Origin of the sequence: Pseudoalteromonas tetraodonis (genome assembly GCF_002310835.1) — a bacterium.
In the GTDB taxonomy this organism is placed as follows: Bacteria; Pseudomonadota; Gammaproteobacteria; order Enterobacterales; family Alteromonadaceae; genus Pseudoalteromonas; species Pseudoalteromonas tetraodonis.
In genome coordinates, this window is sequence record NZ_CP011041.1 from 2,118,876 (window position 1) to 2,135,602 (window position 16,727).

A 16,727-nucleotide genomic window follows, 5' to 3' on the forward strand; every position below is an offset into this window, starting at 1 on the left:
AACACACTCAAACAGGTAGCTAACTCATTGATTGTTTTATTTTTGTACAAAGCATTGCTGCTGCAGTCAAAATTTATATTATGTTTTAGCGCTATTTTAGTTTACGTAACTAATACGCATTTAGTTCAACCGTTTTAACGTACCAAAAATAAAAAGGAGCCATTTATTTTAAATAAGTTAATTATCGCTTTATAAAAATACAGGAAATAGAACGCGTTTTTGCTATTAAAAGCCGTTTTCTTAAATTTTACTCATCACTTTATTAGCTCAAATTACAAACTTCATGCAAATATTACCCTGTTTTTATAAAACAATATCACTGCGCTTTACTTAAATAGTGTTACAAAACGCGCAGATTGCACATAAAAACAACGAATAGACCTCTTTTTTGAATTTATGATCTTTTATATGTTGACACTTTGCTATGCGGTCATTAATATTTCGCCCCGTTGAAAGGCAAGACGCTTCCCCCTTAGCTCAGTTGGTTAGAGCGACGGACTGTTAATCCGCAGGTCCCCCGTTCGAGTCGGGGAGGGGGAGCCAAGTTTTTCAGCCATAAACGATTCCCCCTTAGCTCAGTTGGTTAGAGCGACGGACTGTTAATCCGCAGGTCCCCCGTTCGAGTCGGGGAGGGGGAGCCAAGTTTTTCAGCCATAAACGATTCCCCCTTAGCTCAGTTGGTTAGAGCGACGGACTGTTAATCCGCAGGTCCCCCGTTCGAGTCGGGGAGGGGGAGCCAAGTTTATGTTTATGATGTAGTTCCCCCTTAGCTCAGTTGGTTAGAGCGACGGACTGTTAATCCGCAGGTCCCCCGTTCGAGTCGGGGAGGGGGAGCCAAATCATGAAAAGTATATTTTAGTTCCCCCTTAGCTCAGTTGGTTAGAGCGACGGACTGTTAATCCGCAGGTCCCCCGTTCGAGTCGGGGAGGGGGAGCCAATTTACTACAATCACATAGACATACCCTCCAATTTGCTCTACCATTCTTCTTTTAAAATAAAAACTTTTTTGCTTAAAAAACTAACCATTTGATAACTATTGATATCGAGCTATAATTAGTTTAATAATCATGAGGTTGTGTCCTCCCCCATTTGACATAAAAAGATTAAATAATGGCAGCTTTCAAAAAACTTATTCTTATACAACTGTTAGCTTGGCTGGTACTTGTGTCCGCTGGTAGTTATTTTATTAGCCAAAATTTTGATAATGCCATCGGCAACGCTCAAAAAAATGCACAAGCGACCGTTGAGCAATACATTAAAAATCTCTCTGCGACAGATATATCAGCAGAAAATCTTAAAAACACGCTTGCAACTAGTGAAACCTTTTCAAATTTTGTTTTACGTGACTATCAAGGCGTTGAAGTATTTTCGGTTAACAATGCAGTGCAATTACCTTTTATTGCTGAGCTTATTCAATCTAGTAGCAACTCAGTACGTCCTCAGTACGCCACAAATAATAACGCCGATATAAAAATTGAATTTAAATTAAACATTACTCACTTGGGTGAGCAGTTTCAAACCGCGTTTTTTGTTATTTTAATTGTTAGCACCCTACTCGCCCTAATACCTATTATATTGATGAAAACTATTGTTAAGCACATTAACGACAATATATGTACGGACGTTGCTGATGTTATTGATGTATATATCAATCAAAACCAACTAGGTGATGATTTTGCAACTAAAATTGATTCACCTGAGTTAGCTAAGTTGGGGAAAAGTTTAATTCCTAGCTTTAATCGTTTATCGCACTTTTTAAAAAGCAAAAACGACAATATAAAAAATGCAGCCCACGATATTAAACGTGAAGCCTACAAAGACGGCGTTACTGAATTAGGTAATCGCAATATGTTTGTTGATTACTACGAAAAAAATATAGAAAACACCGAAATAAGTACATTTGGCTCTTTAGCACTTGTCCGCTGTAGTGAGTTACAGTCAATTAATCAAAGTCGAGGCTATCAAAAAGGTGATGAGTACATTAAGTCGGTTGCAGATATCATAGTAAATATCAGTGGTACCTATTCCGGCAGTCAAGTTTTTAGAGTAAACAGCTCTGACTTTATAATTATATTGCCGAATACCCCGTTAAAAGAAGCTGAAAAATTTGGTGAAAACTTACAATCTCGCTTTACTCAATATATGCAAAACCAAGAGCTTAGCTCGGTTGCAAACACAGGTATTGTGGGGTACGAAAAAGCCAAACCTTTAGGTGAGTTGCTCTCTATCGTTGATAACGCAATGAGTATGGCGCAATCTAAGCAAGCTAATGCGTGGCATGTGCAGCGCGATACTGATCTTGTTAATAATGTGAGCGCAGGGTTTGGTAACCAAAACTGGCGTAAAGTGATTAACGAAGTGATCGAGTCTAAAAGTGTCCATTTAGTGATCCAAAATATTATGCCATTAGGTAAAAGCATTAAAGCCTATGCTGAAATTCAAGCCCGCTTCAAAACAGAAGAAAATCAAGCTTTGCCTACCGCTTCATTTTTAGCAATGGCTGAAAAGCTCGATATGGCAATAGAAATTGATAAGTTAATTATAGAATCGTCATTAGAAAGAATAAAATCGAGTAATTTATCTGAAAAATACTTTGGCTTAAATATTACCCCTTCAAGTGCGCACAGTGACCAATTTATGATTTGGTTAGAGCGTCGTTTGCTTAAAGATACCCATATTGCTTCTAAGTTAATTTTTGAGGTGAGTGAATTTGGTCTGCAACAAAACATTAAAGCAAGCAAACGTTTTATTGATATGGTGCATCGCGTTGGAGCCAGAATTACTGTTGAACGCTTTGGTGTAGGACTCACATCATTTAAGTTTTTCAGAGATTTAAAACCAGACTTTATTAAAATGGATGCAAGTTATACCCGAGGCTTAGAGGATGATAAAAATAATCAGTATTTTATGCGTTTAATGGTCGACCTTGCACACCGAATTGGCGTCAGTGTTTTTGCTGAGGGCGTTGAAAGCCAAGAAGAAAAACACATTGTAGAAACGTTATGCCTAGATGGTGTTCAAGGTTACTACATTGAAAAGCCCAAAGACATCTAACGCCTCTACTCCAATTAACGTAAAAAAGAGCATGTATGCTCTTTTTTACGTTTTAAAGTGTGCTTTTATGAATTTTCAGCCGTTAAAATGCTGACAGTTTTTTAATTGCAAAGTCCCTTGATTTTAACCCTTTACAATTAGCCCATTATTTAACGTTGTTTATTTAACTGATAATCACTCAACGTGTTGTTAATCACAGTAGAAAAAAGGATAATACACGGGATTTTATTAGCGTGAGGCACACATGACAGAATACGTCTTGTTATTAATTGGAACAGTGTTAGTCAACAACTTTGTATTAGTACAATTTTTAGGCCTTTGCCCGTTTATGGGCGTGTCGGGGAAACTTGATACAGCCATAGGTATGTCTTTGGCAACCACCTTTGTGCTAACGCTTGCCTCTGTGACAAGCTATTTAGTAAATGAGTATATTTTATTACCATTGGATATTACCTATCTGAAAACAATGAGCTTTATTTTAGTAATAGCTGTTGTTGTACAATTTACTGAAATGGTTGTCAGAAAAACCAGTCCAACGCTTTACCGGTTACTGGGAATATTTTTACCTTTAATAACCACCAACTGTGCGGTACTTGGTGTTGCTTTATTAAATATCAAAGAAGATCACACGTTTTTACAATCGGCCGTTTATGGCTTTGGTGCTGCGGTGGGTTTTTCATTAGTATTGGTTTTATTTGCTGCATTGCGCGAACGTTTAGCCGCAGCAGACGTACCAACCCCATTTAAAGGTGCCTCAATCGCAATGATAACGGCAGGTTTAATGTCAATGGCCTTCATGGGTTTTACTGGATTAGTGAAGTTTTAATATGACCTTGTTGTACGCTTTAATAGCGCTGGGTTTGCTGGCGTTAATTTTCGGATTAATTTTAGGGTTTGCAGCAGTACGCTTTCGAGTAGAAGGTAATCCTGTTGTAGAACAAATCGACACCATTTTACCGCAAACACAATGCGGCCAATGTGGTTACCCTGGCTGTCGTCCTTATGCAGAAGCCATTGCCAATGGCGATGAAATAAATAAATGCCCTCCAGGTGGTGAAGCGACCGTTAAAAAGCTAGCTGATTTAATGGGGGTTGAGGCTAACCCCCTCGCTGGCGGCGAACAAGCAGATCCGGTTAAAACAGTGGCGTATATCCGCGAAGATGAATGTATTGGCTGTACTAAATGTATTCAAGCCTGCCCTGTTGATGCGATTGTGGGTGCAACACGTCAAATGCATACCGTTCTAATTGACGAATGCACTGGCTGCGATTTGTGCGTTGAACCTTGTCCGGTCGATTGTATTGACATGCTACCTGTTGCACCAACAAAACAAACCTGGAAATGGCAATTAGACGCTATTCCTGTTACCCAAATAGATTAGAGGTTTGAGTGGAAAAGTTACTTGAACAAATAAAAAAAGGCACCGTTTGGGCATTTCCTGGCGGCGTACATCCTCCTCAGCAGAAATCATTATCTAATAGTGCGCCTATAGCCAGACTCCCTTTGCCTGAAAAACTTGTTCTGCCTTTAAAGCAGCACATTGGCGCTAGTGGTAAATTAATAGTTGAAAAAAACCAGCACGTCTTAAAAGGCCAAGCGTTAACAAAGCCATCAGCTAATTGGTCGGTGCCAATACATGCACCGACTTCCGGCACTATTATTGATATTACGCCTATGCCGTCGGCGCACCCTTCGGCATTACCTGAATTAAGCATTATTATTGAGCCCGATGGCAACGATACCTGGTGTGAATTATCGCCTTTAGCAAACCCAGCCACTGCATCACACGATGAACTGGTTGATGTTATTCATAATGCGGGTATTTCTGGTATGGGCGGCGCAGGCTTCCCAACCTATGTAAAAGCTGATATTAAACAACCTATTGAATTTTTGATTGTTAATGCGGTTGAGTGTGAACCTTACATCACGGCTGACGATACCTTAATGCGTGAGCACGCCGCTGAAATAGTCAAAGGTATTGAGCTAATGCAGCAGTTACTTAATCCGACGCTGTGTATTATTGGTATTGAAGACAATAAGCCCGAGGCTATCACAGCCATGACAGAAGCGGCGAATCATAACGAGCATATCTTAATACAAACCGTGCCTACTGTTTACCCTTCTGGCGGTGAAAAACAGCTAATAAAACTGCTCACTAACCGTGAAGTACCAAACGGCGGTATCCCAGCTGATATCGGCATTTTAGTACATAACACCGGCACTTTATTTGCGATACAGCAAGCTGTATACGAAGGTAAACCGTTAATTGAACGTGTCGTTACCGTTACCGGCAATACTATACATAATCCTGGCAATGTATGGGCGTTATTAGGTACTGAAATTAAGCACTTACTTGATTGCCAAGGTTTTTCACCGGTGCCACAACAACGCGTGGTCATGGGCGGCCCTATGATGGGCTTTACCTTACCCACAGTTCGTATTGGCGTTGTTAAAACAACAAACTGCATACTTGCCCCAGATCATAAGGAATTAGCAGAGCCTGGCCCAGAAAAAGCCTGTATTCGCTGCAGTGCCTGTGCCGATGCCTGCCCTGCCTCGTTATTGCCACAACAATTACAATGGTTTGCTAAATCAAAAGAATACGACAAACTCCAAGAGCATAACTTATTTGACTGTATTGAATGTGGTGCCTGTGCCTATGTATGCCCTAGTGAAATACCACTTGTTCAGTATTATCGCGTTGCAAAAGTTGAAATTAAAGAGCAAATTGCCGAGAAGATAAAATCAGATCGCGCTAAAGAGCGCTTTGATGCACGTAAAGCGCGTTTAGAGCAAGAACAAGCTGAGCGAAAAAATCGCCATAAACGTAAACCTGCCCCTAAATCGACCGAAGAGCAGCAAAAAGTAGCCGATGCCCTTGCCCGCGTTAAAGATAAAACTAGCGATGGTGACAATAAATCAGCTGTAGCAGCGGCAATTGCGCGCGCTAAAGCGAAAAAGCAAGGTGGCGAACTCGAGCCAGATAACAGTGAAGTTGCAAAAGAGCGCGCAGCACGTAAAGAACAAGCTCGCCTTTACAAAGAGCAAAAGGCACAAAATAATGGTGATGACGAGCCTGTAGATGATAAAAAATCAGCCGTTGCTGCCGCTATTGCCCGTGCTAAAGCCAAAAAAGCAGCACAAGCCAATGAACAAGCGCAAAGTGATGACACAGAAAGTGAATCGCCAGTCGCTGCCGATGATAAAAAAGCCGCGGTAGCTGCTGCTATCGCCCGTGCAAAAGCTAAAAAGGCAGCACAAGCAAATGAGCAGACAGCAACTGATGACACTGCAAGTGAATCTCCAGTTGCTGCAGATGATAAAAAAGCTGCCGTCGCTGCCGCTATTGCCCGTGCTAAAGCCAAAAAAGCAGCACAAGCAAATGAGCAAGCAGTAAGTGATGACGCAGTAAGTGAATCACCTGTCGCTGCCGATGATAAAAAAGCTGCCGTCGCTGCCGCCATTGCCCGTGCTAAAGCCAAAAAAGCAGCACAAGCTGCTGAGCAAACACAAAGCGATGACGCAATAAGTGAATCACCTGTCGCCGCCGATGATAAAAAAGCCGCCGTGGCTGCCGCTATTGCCCGTGCTAAAGCCAAAAAAGCAGCACAGGCTGATGAATTAGCAAAACAAAGTGAAAACACTGAGCCACAAAGCAACGATGAATCTTCAGAAGGCTCACAGCAAACAGCTCAAGAAAAAAAGAAAGCCGCCGTAGCCGCCGCTATTGCTCGCGCTAAAGCTAAAAAGCAACAAAAAGAAGGAAATGATCAGTCATGAAACTAACCATGGCCAGTTCACCCCACAATCATAGTCACAAATCTGTGACACGTTTAATGTTAACTGTGATTGCGGCCTGTATTCCTGGTGTTATTGCACAAGTTGTATTTTTTGGTACCGGTGTACTTATCCAATTATTATTAGCGTTAGTGTGTGTAAGCGCATTTGAAGCAGCCATTATGCTAATGCGTAAGCGCCCTATCTGGCCTTCATTAAGCGATGGCAGCGCATGGCTAACCGGCGTGCTATTAGCGATTAGTGTTCCGCCTTTAGCGCCGTGGTGGGTTATTGTTATAGGATGTTTGTTTGCCATTGTTATTGTTAAGCAACTTTATGGTGGTTTAGGCTTTAATTTATTTAACCCTGCAATGGCAGCTTATGTACTTTTATTAGTGTCGTTCCCTGTGCAAATGACGGCCTGGTTACCCGTTACAGAGTTACTCAATACGGGCATTACTTTTAGCCAGCAACTTAGTCTAATATTTAGCGACTTTACAACTCTTGGATATAGCTTAGATCAGCTCAGAGTGGGTATTGATGGCAGCACAATGGCCACCCCTCTTGATACCTTAAAAACAGATATTGCTCATAGTCTTACCGTCACTGAAAGTATGCAAAAACCGGTATTTAATGAATGGGTAGGCCTAGGTTGGGGTTGGGTTAATTTAGCCTTTTTACTTGGTGGCCTTTATTTATTAAAAACGAAAGTGATTAACTGGCATATACCAGTGAGTTTTATTGCCAGTTTAAGCCTATGCGCTGCAATTGGTTATATTGCCTCGCCAGGCACTGAGCCGGGTCTGGTATTTCACTTATTTAGTGGTGCGACTATGCTGGGAGCCTTTTTTATCGCCACCGATCCTGTATCAGCTACGACCACTAATCGAGGCCGCCTTATTTATGGTGCCGCGATTGGTTTAATTGTGTATTTAATTCGTACATTTGGTGGCTTTCCGGATGCCGTTGCATTTGCCGTATTACTGATCAATATTGCAGTTCCGCTTATTGATTACTACACACAACCAAGAACCTATGGCCATGGAGCAGTAAAATGATTATTTCTTCAATGGTAAAAAATGGCGCAATATTATGCGGCTTCGCACTCCTTACAACAGGGTTAGTGGCCACCATAAACTCGTTAACGGCCGATAAGATTGCAGAGCAAGAGCAACTGCAATTAACTAATCAGTTACAAGAAGTATTACCGCACAGCAAGTACACTAATGAACTTTCTCAAGATTGTGTGATTATATCAGACCCTTTACTTGGGCCATACGACAACCAAGTAATTTACCGTGCACGTAAAGATGACGAGCCCGTTGCATTAGTCATTCGTCATGTCACTCCTAGCGGCTACAGTGGCGATATAAACTTGCTTAGCGCGGTATATCGCGATGGCAGCGTTGCTGGTGTAAGGGTTACTAAGCATGAAGAAACCCCTGGTTTGGGCGATAAAGTCGAAATTAAAAAGTCAGACTGGATCACCTCATTTAATTCAAAAACAGTACAAAGCGAAAGTGACGCGCGTTGGGCCGTTAAAAAAGATGGCGGTCAGTTTGATCAATTTACTGGCGCAACCATTACGCCTCGCGCCGTTGTTGGCTCAGTTAAAAATGCGGTAGTGTATGCACAAAATAACTTTGATGATCTTTTTGCAGCAGCGAATGCTTGCCCTGAGGTAACACCATGAGTGAATTAAAAACCCTTTACAAAGAAGGCTTATGGGGAAATAACCCCGCCTTAGTACAGTTATTAGGTTTATGTCCTTTACTTGCTGTTACCTCCACGATTACTAATGCGCTAGGTTTAGGCTTAGCAACCTTGTTAGTTTTAGTGGGCTCTAATATTACCGTATCATTTGTGCGCAATTGGGTGCCTAAAGATATCAGAATACCGGTTTTTGTAATGATCATTGCCGGTTTTGTGACGATTGTGCAGCTGTTAATGAACGCCTACACTTTTGGCCTTTATCAATCTTTAGGGATTTTCATTCCGTTGATTGTGACTAACTGCGCCATTATTGGTCGTGCTGAAGCATTTGCCTCTAAAAATCCAGTGCATTTATCTGCCTTTGATGGCTTGATGATGGGCTTAGGCTTTATGCTGGTACTAGTTGTACTTGGCGCTATGCGAGAGCTGATTGGCCAAGGCACCTTATTCGATGGCGCCGATTTATTACTCGGTCCTTGGGCTTCAGCTTTACGCATCGAAGTATTTAGCTTTGATAGCCAGTTTTTACTGGCCATTTTACCACCAGGCGCATTCTTAGGGCTTGGGCTGCTGATCGCCGCTAAAAACGTCATTGATGCACAAATAAAATCAAAACAAGTAACGCCGCCAGAAGCTGAAAAAGGCCCACGTGCACGTGTTACTAGCTTAACTTAAGGGGAAAACGCATTAACTGAATAAAGCTAATGCGTTTTAAGTTACATGAATAAAGAAAAACGTCACCAAATACTCACGCGCTTACGCGACGACAACCCACATCCTGAAACGGAGCTTGAATACTCAAGCCCGTTTGAGTTACTAGTTGCCGTTACGCTCTCTGCACAAGCCACCGATGTTGGGGTAAATAAAGCCACCCGAAAACTCTTTCCAGTGGCAAACACACCGCAAGCTATTTTAGATATTGGCCACGACACACTGCGTGATTATATAAAAACCATCGGGTTGTTTAATTCCAAAGCTGCGAACGTATACAAAATGTGCCAAATATTGGTAGATCAGCATAACGGTGAAGTGCCAGAGAATCGTGAAGCCCTAGAAGCCCTTCCTGGCGTTGGCCGTAAAACTGCTAACGTAGTATTAAATACAGCCTTCGGCTGGCCGACAATTGCAGTTGATACGCATATTTTCCGTGTATCAAACCGTACTAAACTTGCTATGGGTAAAGACGTGGTTGCGGTTGAGCAAAAGCTCGAAAAGGTGATCCCTAAAGAATTTAAAGTCGATGTACACCACTGGCTGATACTGCATGGTCGTTATGTTTGTACAGCCCGCAAACCAAAATGCGGCAGTTGTATAATTGAAGATTTGTGTGAGTTTAAAGATAAGACTGAGTAATGTTTAGACTGCTTTGATACGATAACGGACATTAGCATCAATAGTTTTCAGAGATATTTTTAGTATCCATTAAACGTAGAGCTATCATCATCTTGACAGTCAACTAAGCCGCCACATTGATCATATAAACTTTAATTAAAAACACCAGTAGAAACTAAGACTTCACTTTAGAATTCATTACTCTAAGATATATAACCCTAATCATAATGAAATAAGGCAATACGTTTTCTATTATTATGAAAAATCTATTATCCATCCGCTCCTATAGCACAAAGCCAGTTCGTCACTCACATCAATTTAATCAGTTGGTTCTACCTTTACGTGGTGTCATAAATATATGTGTTGGTGATTTCAATGGAAAAGTTGCACCAAGTGAATGTGTTGTAGTTAAAGCCAACGAAGAGCACCTGTTCACTGCAAACACTGAAGCTAGGTTTGTAGTCGTAGATATGAAAAATCTTCCGCTAAATATTTCATCTTCACAATGTATTGTTTTTGCAATTAACTCATCTCTTAGAAGTTACTTAACTTTTATCGAAAACCAACTAGAAAACAAAGTTAATGCTCAATTAGAACAGGCGATGTTCGAAATGTTCAGCTTACTGCTGGCAGAGCAAACTTTATTACCAAAGGTAGATAGTCGCATTGGTACAGCAATATCCTTCATAGAGCAAAATATTGCAGAGCAGCTTCAAATTAAATGTTTAGCTGAATCTGCTTTCCTGAGTGAAACACAGTTTAAGAAACTATTTAAAATACAAACAGGTATGACCGTGATGAAGTACGTAACAAAACTTCGAATGGAAAAAGCCCAAGCATTACTTACGCATACAGATTATCCGTTACCAATTATTGGTGAAAAAGTAGGTTATAAAGAACCCTCAGCCTTTAGCCGAAAGTTTTCACAATACTTTGGTCTATCACCAACTAAATTCAAAAAGTAAACTTAGTCGGAATTGTTAACTATTGCGTCTTAATTGTTAAAAACACCCTACATAATTAGCATACTATTTCTATATTGAAGTTATTATAAATAAGTCTCATTGTGGAAAATCATCACGGAAGTTTTAAAGGTGTAATGGCGATTATTGTTGCTAGTTTCTTGTGGGGGACAACTGGTACTGCTGCAAGCTACTCCCCAGATGTAAGCTCTTTGGCTATTGGTGCATTCTCTATGGGGATAGGAGGAGTGTTACTTGTAATCACAGCTCGAAAAAAGCTACTTATAGATTATAAGCTGATGCTCGAACAGCCTAAAATATTTCTCTTAGGTGTCGCTTCTGTCGCTATTTACCCATTAGCATTCTATACCTCAATGCGCTTATCAGGTGTTGCCATTGGTACTGTAGTATCTATAGCCACTGCACCTTTTTTTGCTGGAATCCTTGAACGTCTTATTAGCAAAAAGGACATTTCATTGCAATGGATGTTGAGCTTTGTCATTGGTGCTATAGGTATTGCTCTGTTAACTTTAGGTAAAGACCAGAGTAATAATAATGCTTACAGTATCAATCAACAGGGTTTGGGGATTATTTTAGGTTGTATTGCTGGTTTAACTTATGCAGGTTATTCATGGGCGGCAAGGTGTTTAATTGAAAGTGGCGTTCACTCAACATCGTCCATGTCTGGGCTATTCGGTTGTGCTGCACTATTGTTACTTCCTTCATTATGGTTTACGGGTGATAACTTATTTTCAAGTTCATCTAATGCTTTCGTATCTTTATATATGGCAATAATTCCAATGTTTTTAGGATATTTATTATTTGGTTTTGGCTTGAATTATATAGATGCAAGTAAAGCGACATTAATCACCTTAATTGAACCATTAGTTGCAACTGTTTTAGCTATAGTCATTATTGGGGAAAAATTTAAAGTAATAGGTTGGGCAGGCGTAGCTTTAGTATCACTATGCCTATTGATGCAAACAATCAAACCTCAAAAAAACTAAGGTTAGCCGTCAAAACAATGTAGATATATAGCCCTAAATATGCTCCTGAATTTGCTAAGGCTTAATGTCAGCATATGGCTAAAAGCAGTCCATAGGTTTTCCTTTTGCTATCTACCTTAATTATCTTTTGGCTGGCCGACTATCGCGGTAGACACGCATATTTTTCGTGTATCTAACCGTACCAAGCTTGCCATGGGTAAAGACGTGGTAGCGGTTGAGCAAAAGCTCGAAAAAGTGATCCCCAAAGAATTTAAAGTAGACGTGCACCACTGGCTCATTTTACATGGACGTTATACCTGTGTGGCGCGAAAGCCAAAGTGTGGCAGCTGTATTATTGAAGATTTATGTGAGTTTAAAGATAAGACTGAATAGCTCCCACCTGTTAAGATACGAAAGCGTACCTTAGCTTTGGCTTACCCAGTGTCATGTTGCGACATCGCTGGCTTAAGTTGTGTCGATTTCCACCCAAAAAAGAACAGATAGGTAGCAAACTGATCTTTTAAATAAATTAACCACAAGATGTGCTTAGTAACTGTCTTCAGTAAATTAATGTTACATCTATATTCTTGCAGGGGGTTATGAAGCAACCCCACTCTTGAACGATAAAAAAGCTAAATGTGCTGCCTTACCTGAACTGTAATTATCTAGATGACTCATCTTGTAACCTGCGTACAATAAACCTTCAAAAAAATAAAAACCCCAATCAACACAGAAGTGCTTACTTAATAACCCCTCATCTTTCGCAAGTTTTATCAATTCTCGTATCTCGTTATCTTGCTGTTGTATACGAACTTGAAGCTTTTCACTTTTCTGAAACATCTTCTCGAATTTTTGCAAAAAAGCGAATTCCTCGTATAACGGCAAAGTATTTTCGAATACAAGCCTAATAGCATCCAATGAGTCTTTAGCTTTATTTTCAACGGACATATTTACTTCATCAAAGCGGTCTAAACAATATAACGCAATCTCTTCTTGAAGCGCTTCCTTATGCTTAAATTGGCGGTACACCGTTGCTCTACCAACTTCAGCCCTTTTAGCCACGTCAACTAGCGTTGAGTCCTCGTTTTGAATAAACAGTTTTAACCCCGATTGAATAATTTTTTTTCTCGAATTATTTGTTCTTGCATCCATTTTATGAGACAGTCTTGTATCATCTATTAAGTTCCATTATGATACAGCAATGTCTCAAAAGTTAAAAATGAATTCTGTGGAGCAAGAGAGTGAATAGACTAATCGGTATTGACTTTGCAAGAGCGTTAGCGCTCTTTGGTATGGTTATTGTCAACTTTAAGTTAGCCATGAACGCCGATATTGGCACACCACAATTAATAGAGTTTGCGGCTCTATTCGAAGGTCGGGCTTCGGCTTTGTTTGTTATATTAGCGGGTATAGGTATTGCGTTTTTAACTAAAAAATGTGTTACCAGTGAATCACTTGAACACATCAAGCAAGTAAGAACCTCTTTGATAAAAAGGTCTGTTTTACTACTTTTGATTGGCTTGGCTTTTACACCTATTTGGGAAGCCGACATCTTGAAATTCTATGCATTCTATTTTTTGATAGCTGCATTATTATTTACTCTTAGCAGCAAGAAACTGCTCAGTGCATCTATCGGTTTTGTTTTTGCATTTCCATTAATGTGGCTATTCTTTGATTACGAAAAAGGATGGGATTGGCTTGAGCTTAGTTATTCTGGTTTTTGGACAAATGAAGGAGTGATTAGACACCTTTTCTTTAATGGTTATCACCCAGTTTTACCATGGTGTGGTTTCTTGTTATTTGGCATATGGTTGGGTAAACAAGATTTATCCAATGCTAATGTAAGGAAGTCTTTGTTTACATGGTCTTTAAGTATTTTACTTATTGTAGAAGCAAGCTTCTATATGCTGAGAATGTGGGCAGGAGATGACCCGTCTATTGGCATGTCAAAAGATGAAATTGAGTTTTTGTTAACCACGTCAATAATACCGCCGTTGCCACAATATATGTTTTCAGCTGCAAGCTCTGCCGTTCTTGTTTTGCTGGTTTCTCTAAAACTAGCAAGTGTATTTCCTACCAACCGGTTAATTGAGTGGCTAAGCAAAACTGGGCAGTTAACGTTAACTCTGTATGTAGCACATGTCATTATTGGCATGGGAATTCTTGAGGCAACTGGCTTACTCGTTAATCAAACCATAGACTTGTCAATATTTTCCGCATTGGTCTTTTGCATAATTAGCATAATTTTCAGTGTGTTTTGGCTCAAGTATTTTAAACACGGGCCTTTAGAATGGATTTTTAAAAAATGCACTTAGTAGGCCAAAACATTGTTCTAAAAAACTAAAACTATTGAGACTATTAGCCGTTTAATTAGGGTAAATAATGCTATGTCGATAGTAACAGTCAGGAAGTTAATAAAAGCATCCTATAGGTATTACCTTTTGCATCTACTTTTATTATCTTTCGGCTGGCCGACTCAAACCTTGATAAGTTTGCTATGGGTAAGAACGTTGTTGAAGTAGAAAAGAAGCTCGAAAAAGTAGTGCCTAAAGAGTTTAAAGATAAAGCAGAATAGATCCGTAAATAAAAAACGTTCATTTAGCACGATTGTTAATACTAAACCTCAATTATCAGGCTTATAAGAATAAGCTCAATGATTAATTCGTATTCCAGTGTTACTTTTTTGTTTATTCAAAGTAGGTGTCTAACTTTGGCACCTTTCATTTTTCATACCTTGTAAATCAATTCAAATAAAATCTGTTTATTCGTGATTTGCCGTAATTATTGGAACATTTTCAAAGTATTAATTTCACAAGCGTCAATCCTTTAGTTATGCTGTTGAGCATTATGAAATTTTATTACGAGAATTCCTATGCTACCAATACTTCGTATCTTGTTAATTGAGCAAGATCCAGTCACCTTACAAGAGCTTTCAACGAATCTGTCGAAGACCATTGTCAATTTTGAGCGAGATGATATTCATATCGATATTATTGAGCGTCTTGAGCTAAAACAAGCGTTGGACATTGTAGAGGAAGATGGTGATATTCAGGCTGTAGTGCTTAGCTGGGATTTGCAAAATAAGGTTGGCGAACGCACTTATAGTCGCTTTATCGAGCAGTTAAAAGGGATCCGCCTTGAGCTGCCTGTTTATGTTATTGGCGATGATACGAAGGGGCTAGAAATCGTTAATGAGTCGGAGGAGATTGAGTCTTTCTTTTTTAAAGATGAGGTAATTTCTGATCCTGAAGCAATTTTAGGCTATATGATCAACGATTTCGATGACCGCTCAGAGACCCCATTTTGGACTGCGTACCGCCGCTATGTTGGCGAAGCAAACGATTCTTGGCATACACCAGGTCACAGTGGCGGCTCGAGCTTTAGAAATTCTCCTTATATTAAAGATTTTTATCAGTTTTATGGTCGTAATGTGTTTGTGGGCGATCTGTCGGTTTCTGTTGATTCGTTAGGATCATTATCAGATAGCACTAATACCATTGGCCGTGCGCAAGAGTCAGCAGCGGCGACGTTTGAAGTCAAGCATACCTATTTCGTTACCAATGGGTCGTCTACCTCAAATAAAATCATCTTGCAGACATTGCTGCGTAAGGGCGATAAAGTGATCATCGACCGCAATTGTCATAAATCTGTGCACTATGGCATTTTGCAATCAGCGAGTTTACCTGTTTATTTGTCGAGTATTTTAAATCCTAAATATGGCATTTTTGCGCCGCCGTCGTTGGCCGATATAAAACAAGCGATAGAACAAAATACCGATGCAAAATTACTGGTTCTTACCGGTTGTACTTACGATGGCCTACTGAGCGATCTGAAACAGGTGGTCGATTTTGCCCATCAACATGGTATTAAAGTATTTATTGACGAGGCATGGTTTGCTTACTCGCTGTTTCATCCAAGCCTACGATACTATTCCGCCATTCATGCTGGCGCTGACTACGTCACTCATTCGGCGCATAAAGTGGTATCGGCGTTTTCTCAAGCATCTTATATTCATGTTAACGACCCTGATTTCGATGCTGATTTCTTTCGTGAGATTTACAGTATTTACGCCAGTACATCGCCAAAATATCAGCTTATCGCGTCGCTTGATGTGTGCCAAAAGCAATTAGAGATGGAAGGCTATAAGTTACTCAATGCTTTGTTGAACCATGTGGAAGAATTTAAACAACAGATGGCTTCACTCAAACAAATTAAAGTACTAGGTAAGCAAGACTTTATGGAAATATTTCCGCACTTCAGTGGTGATAACATGGGTCACGATCCGCTAAAAATTCTCATCGACATAAGCGAATTACCTTATTCGTTAAAGGATATTCATAAATACCTGCTGGATGAAATTGGCCTAGAAATAGAAAAATACACCCACAGTACCATTTTGGTATTACTCACCCTTGGTGGCACGCGCTCAAAAATAATTCGTCTTTACAATGCGCTCAAAAAACTCGACAGCGGTAAAGTCAAGTTGTCAAAGTCGACGCGACGATCTCGCTTGCCTGAGAATCTACCAGCCATAGACCTTGCGTGTATTCCAAGTGATGCTTTTTATGGCGAGCGCGAATCTGTGCCTATCGGTAAAAGTAACAACCGTATTTGTGCCGGTTTAGTTACCCCCTATCCGCCAGGTATTCCGCTTTTGGTGCCTGGCCAGCATATTACTGAGGAACATATAGAGTACCTTAAAGAGCTAGCAGGACAAGGTTTGACGATTCAAGGGAGTTTTGATGGTGAAATCTATGTTCTTAAGGGCAAAGTTAATAAGTAAAGATATACTTTAATACAGTCGAACTCCTCATAACTAAACAGCAATATCACATGATATTGCTGTTTAGTAGAGTAAAAAGCTGATCCTCACACTCCAAAAATAAATGAAGCCAGAATGCA

Annotated in this window: 13 protein-coding genes, 5 tRNA genes and 2 pseudogenes; 19 read left to right on the top strand and 1 reads right to left on the bottom strand. The window is 40.1% G+C overall.

Annotation, left to right across the window (positions count from 1 at the left end):
• Positions 1–466 precede the first annotated feature (466 nt).
• From PTET_RS09755 to PTET_RS09830, 16 genes and pseudogenes are all read left to right on the top strand, one after another.
• Positions 467–543: transfer RNA gene (locus PTET_RS09755), tRNA-Asn, on the top strand.
• A 21-nt stretch (positions 544–564) separates the two neighbouring features.
• Positions 565–641, top strand: a tRNA-Asn gene (locus PTET_RS09760).
• 21 nt (positions 642–662) lie between these two features.
• Positions 663–739, top strand: a tRNA-Asn gene (locus tag PTET_RS09765).
• 21 nt (positions 740–760) lie between these two features.
• Positions 761–837, top strand: a tRNA-Asn gene (locus PTET_RS09770).
• Positions 838–860: 23 nt separating this feature from the next.
• Positions 861–937, top strand: a tRNA-Asn gene (locus PTET_RS09775).
• Between the two features lie 173 nt (positions 938–1,110).
• Positions 1,111–3,054, top strand: coding sequence for a bifunctional diguanylate cyclase/phosphodiesterase (locus PTET_RS09780; RefSeq protein WP_013465281.1), 1,944 nt, complete (start codon positions 1,111–1,113; stop codon positions 3,052–3,054).
• A 244-nt stretch (positions 3,055–3,298) separates the two neighbouring features.
• Positions 3,299–3,880 (top strand): electron transport complex subunit RsxA, encoded by a 582-nt coding sequence (gene rsxA / locus PTET_RS09785; protein WP_008115244.1) that lies wholly within the window; start codon positions 3,299–3,301, stop codon positions 3,878–3,880.
• 1 nt (position 3,881) lies between these two features.
• Positions 3,882–4,436 carry an electron transport complex subunit RsxB gene (gene rsxB, locus PTET_RS09790; RefSeq protein WP_096038565.1) on the top strand — a complete coding sequence of 185 codons (555 nt, stop codon included), beginning with the start codon at positions 3,882–3,884 and terminating at the stop codon, positions 4,434–4,436.
• A gap of 8 nt (positions 4,437–4,444) precedes the next feature.
• Positions 4,445–6,835, top strand: coding sequence for an electron transport complex subunit RsxC (rsxC, locus tag PTET_RS09795; protein WP_096038566.1), 2,391 nt, complete (start codon positions 4,445–4,447; stop codon positions 6,833–6,835).
• Positions 6,832–7,890 (top strand): electron transport complex subunit RsxD, encoded by a 1,059-nt coding sequence (gene rsxD / locus PTET_RS09800; protein WP_096038567.1) that lies wholly within the window; start codon positions 6,832–6,834, stop codon positions 7,888–7,890. The genes rsxC and rsxD overlap by 4 nt, the downstream gene beginning before the upstream one ends.
• Positions 7,887–8,525, top strand: a complete 639-nt coding sequence (rsxG, locus tag PTET_RS09805) for an electron transport complex subunit RsxG (protein WP_013465285.1) — start codon at positions 7,887–7,889, stop codon at positions 8,523–8,525. The genes rsxD and rsxG overlap by 4 nt, the downstream gene beginning before the upstream one ends.
• Entirely contained in the window at positions 8,522–9,220 is a 699-nt protein-coding gene (locus PTET_RS09810; protein ID WP_028835009.1) for an electron transport complex subunit E, read from the top strand. The genes rsxG and PTET_RS09810 overlap by 4 nt, the downstream gene beginning before the upstream one ends.
• Positions 9,221–9,265: 45 nt before the next feature.
• Positions 9,266–9,898: an endonuclease III gene (gene nth, locus PTET_RS09815; RefSeq protein WP_096038568.1), complete on the top strand. Its 633-nt coding sequence runs from the start codon at positions 9,266–9,268 to the stop codon at positions 9,896–9,898.
• Between the two features lie 236 nt (positions 9,899–10,134).
• Positions 10,135–10,842, top strand: a complete 708-nt coding sequence (locus tag PTET_RS09820; RefSeq protein WP_016900424.1) for a helix-turn-helix domain-containing protein — start codon at positions 10,135–10,137, stop codon at positions 10,840–10,842.
• Between the two features lie 134 nt (positions 10,843–10,976).
• Positions 10,977–11,846 (top strand): DMT family transporter, encoded by an 870-nt coding sequence (locus PTET_RS09825; protein WP_096038569.1) that lies wholly within the window; start codon positions 10,977–10,979, stop codon positions 11,844–11,846.
• A 123-nt stretch (positions 11,847–11,969) separates the two neighbouring features.
• Positions 11,970–12,218: pseudogene (locus tag PTET_RS09830) on the top strand (endonuclease III); the annotation flags it as partial.
• A 204-nt stretch (positions 12,219–12,422) separates the two neighbouring features.
• Here the strand turns inward: PTET_RS09830 and PTET_RS09835 are convergent.
• On the bottom strand, positions 12,423–12,977 hold the full coding sequence (locus PTET_RS09835) for a TetR/AcrR family transcriptional regulator (protein WP_028834979.1): 555 nt from the start codon (positions 12,975–12,977) through the stop codon (positions 12,423–12,425).
• Between the two features lie 89 nt (positions 12,978–13,066).
• Here PTET_RS09835 and PTET_RS09840 point away from each other — a divergent pair, with 89 nt between their 5' ends.
• The 3 genes and pseudogenes from PTET_RS09840 to PTET_RS09845 all read left to right on the top strand — a co-directional run bounded on the left by PTET_RS09840 (position 13,067) and on the right by PTET_RS09845 (position 16,608).
• Positions 13,067–14,140 (top strand): DUF418 domain-containing protein, encoded by a 1,074-nt coding sequence (locus PTET_RS09840; protein ID WP_013465292.1) that lies wholly within the window; start codon positions 13,067–13,069, stop codon positions 14,138–14,140.
• Between the two features lie 161 nt (positions 14,141–14,301).
• A pseudogene (locus PTET_RS19210) lies at positions 14,302–14,385 on the top strand (endonuclease III); the annotation flags it as partial.
• 312 nt (positions 14,386–14,697) lie between these two features.
• On the top strand, positions 14,698–16,608 hold the full coding sequence (locus tag PTET_RS09845; protein WP_013465293.1) for an aminotransferase class V-fold PLP-dependent enzyme: 1,911 nt from the start codon (positions 14,698–14,700) through the stop codon (positions 16,606–16,608).
• Positions 16,609–16,727 lie beyond the last annotated feature (119 nt).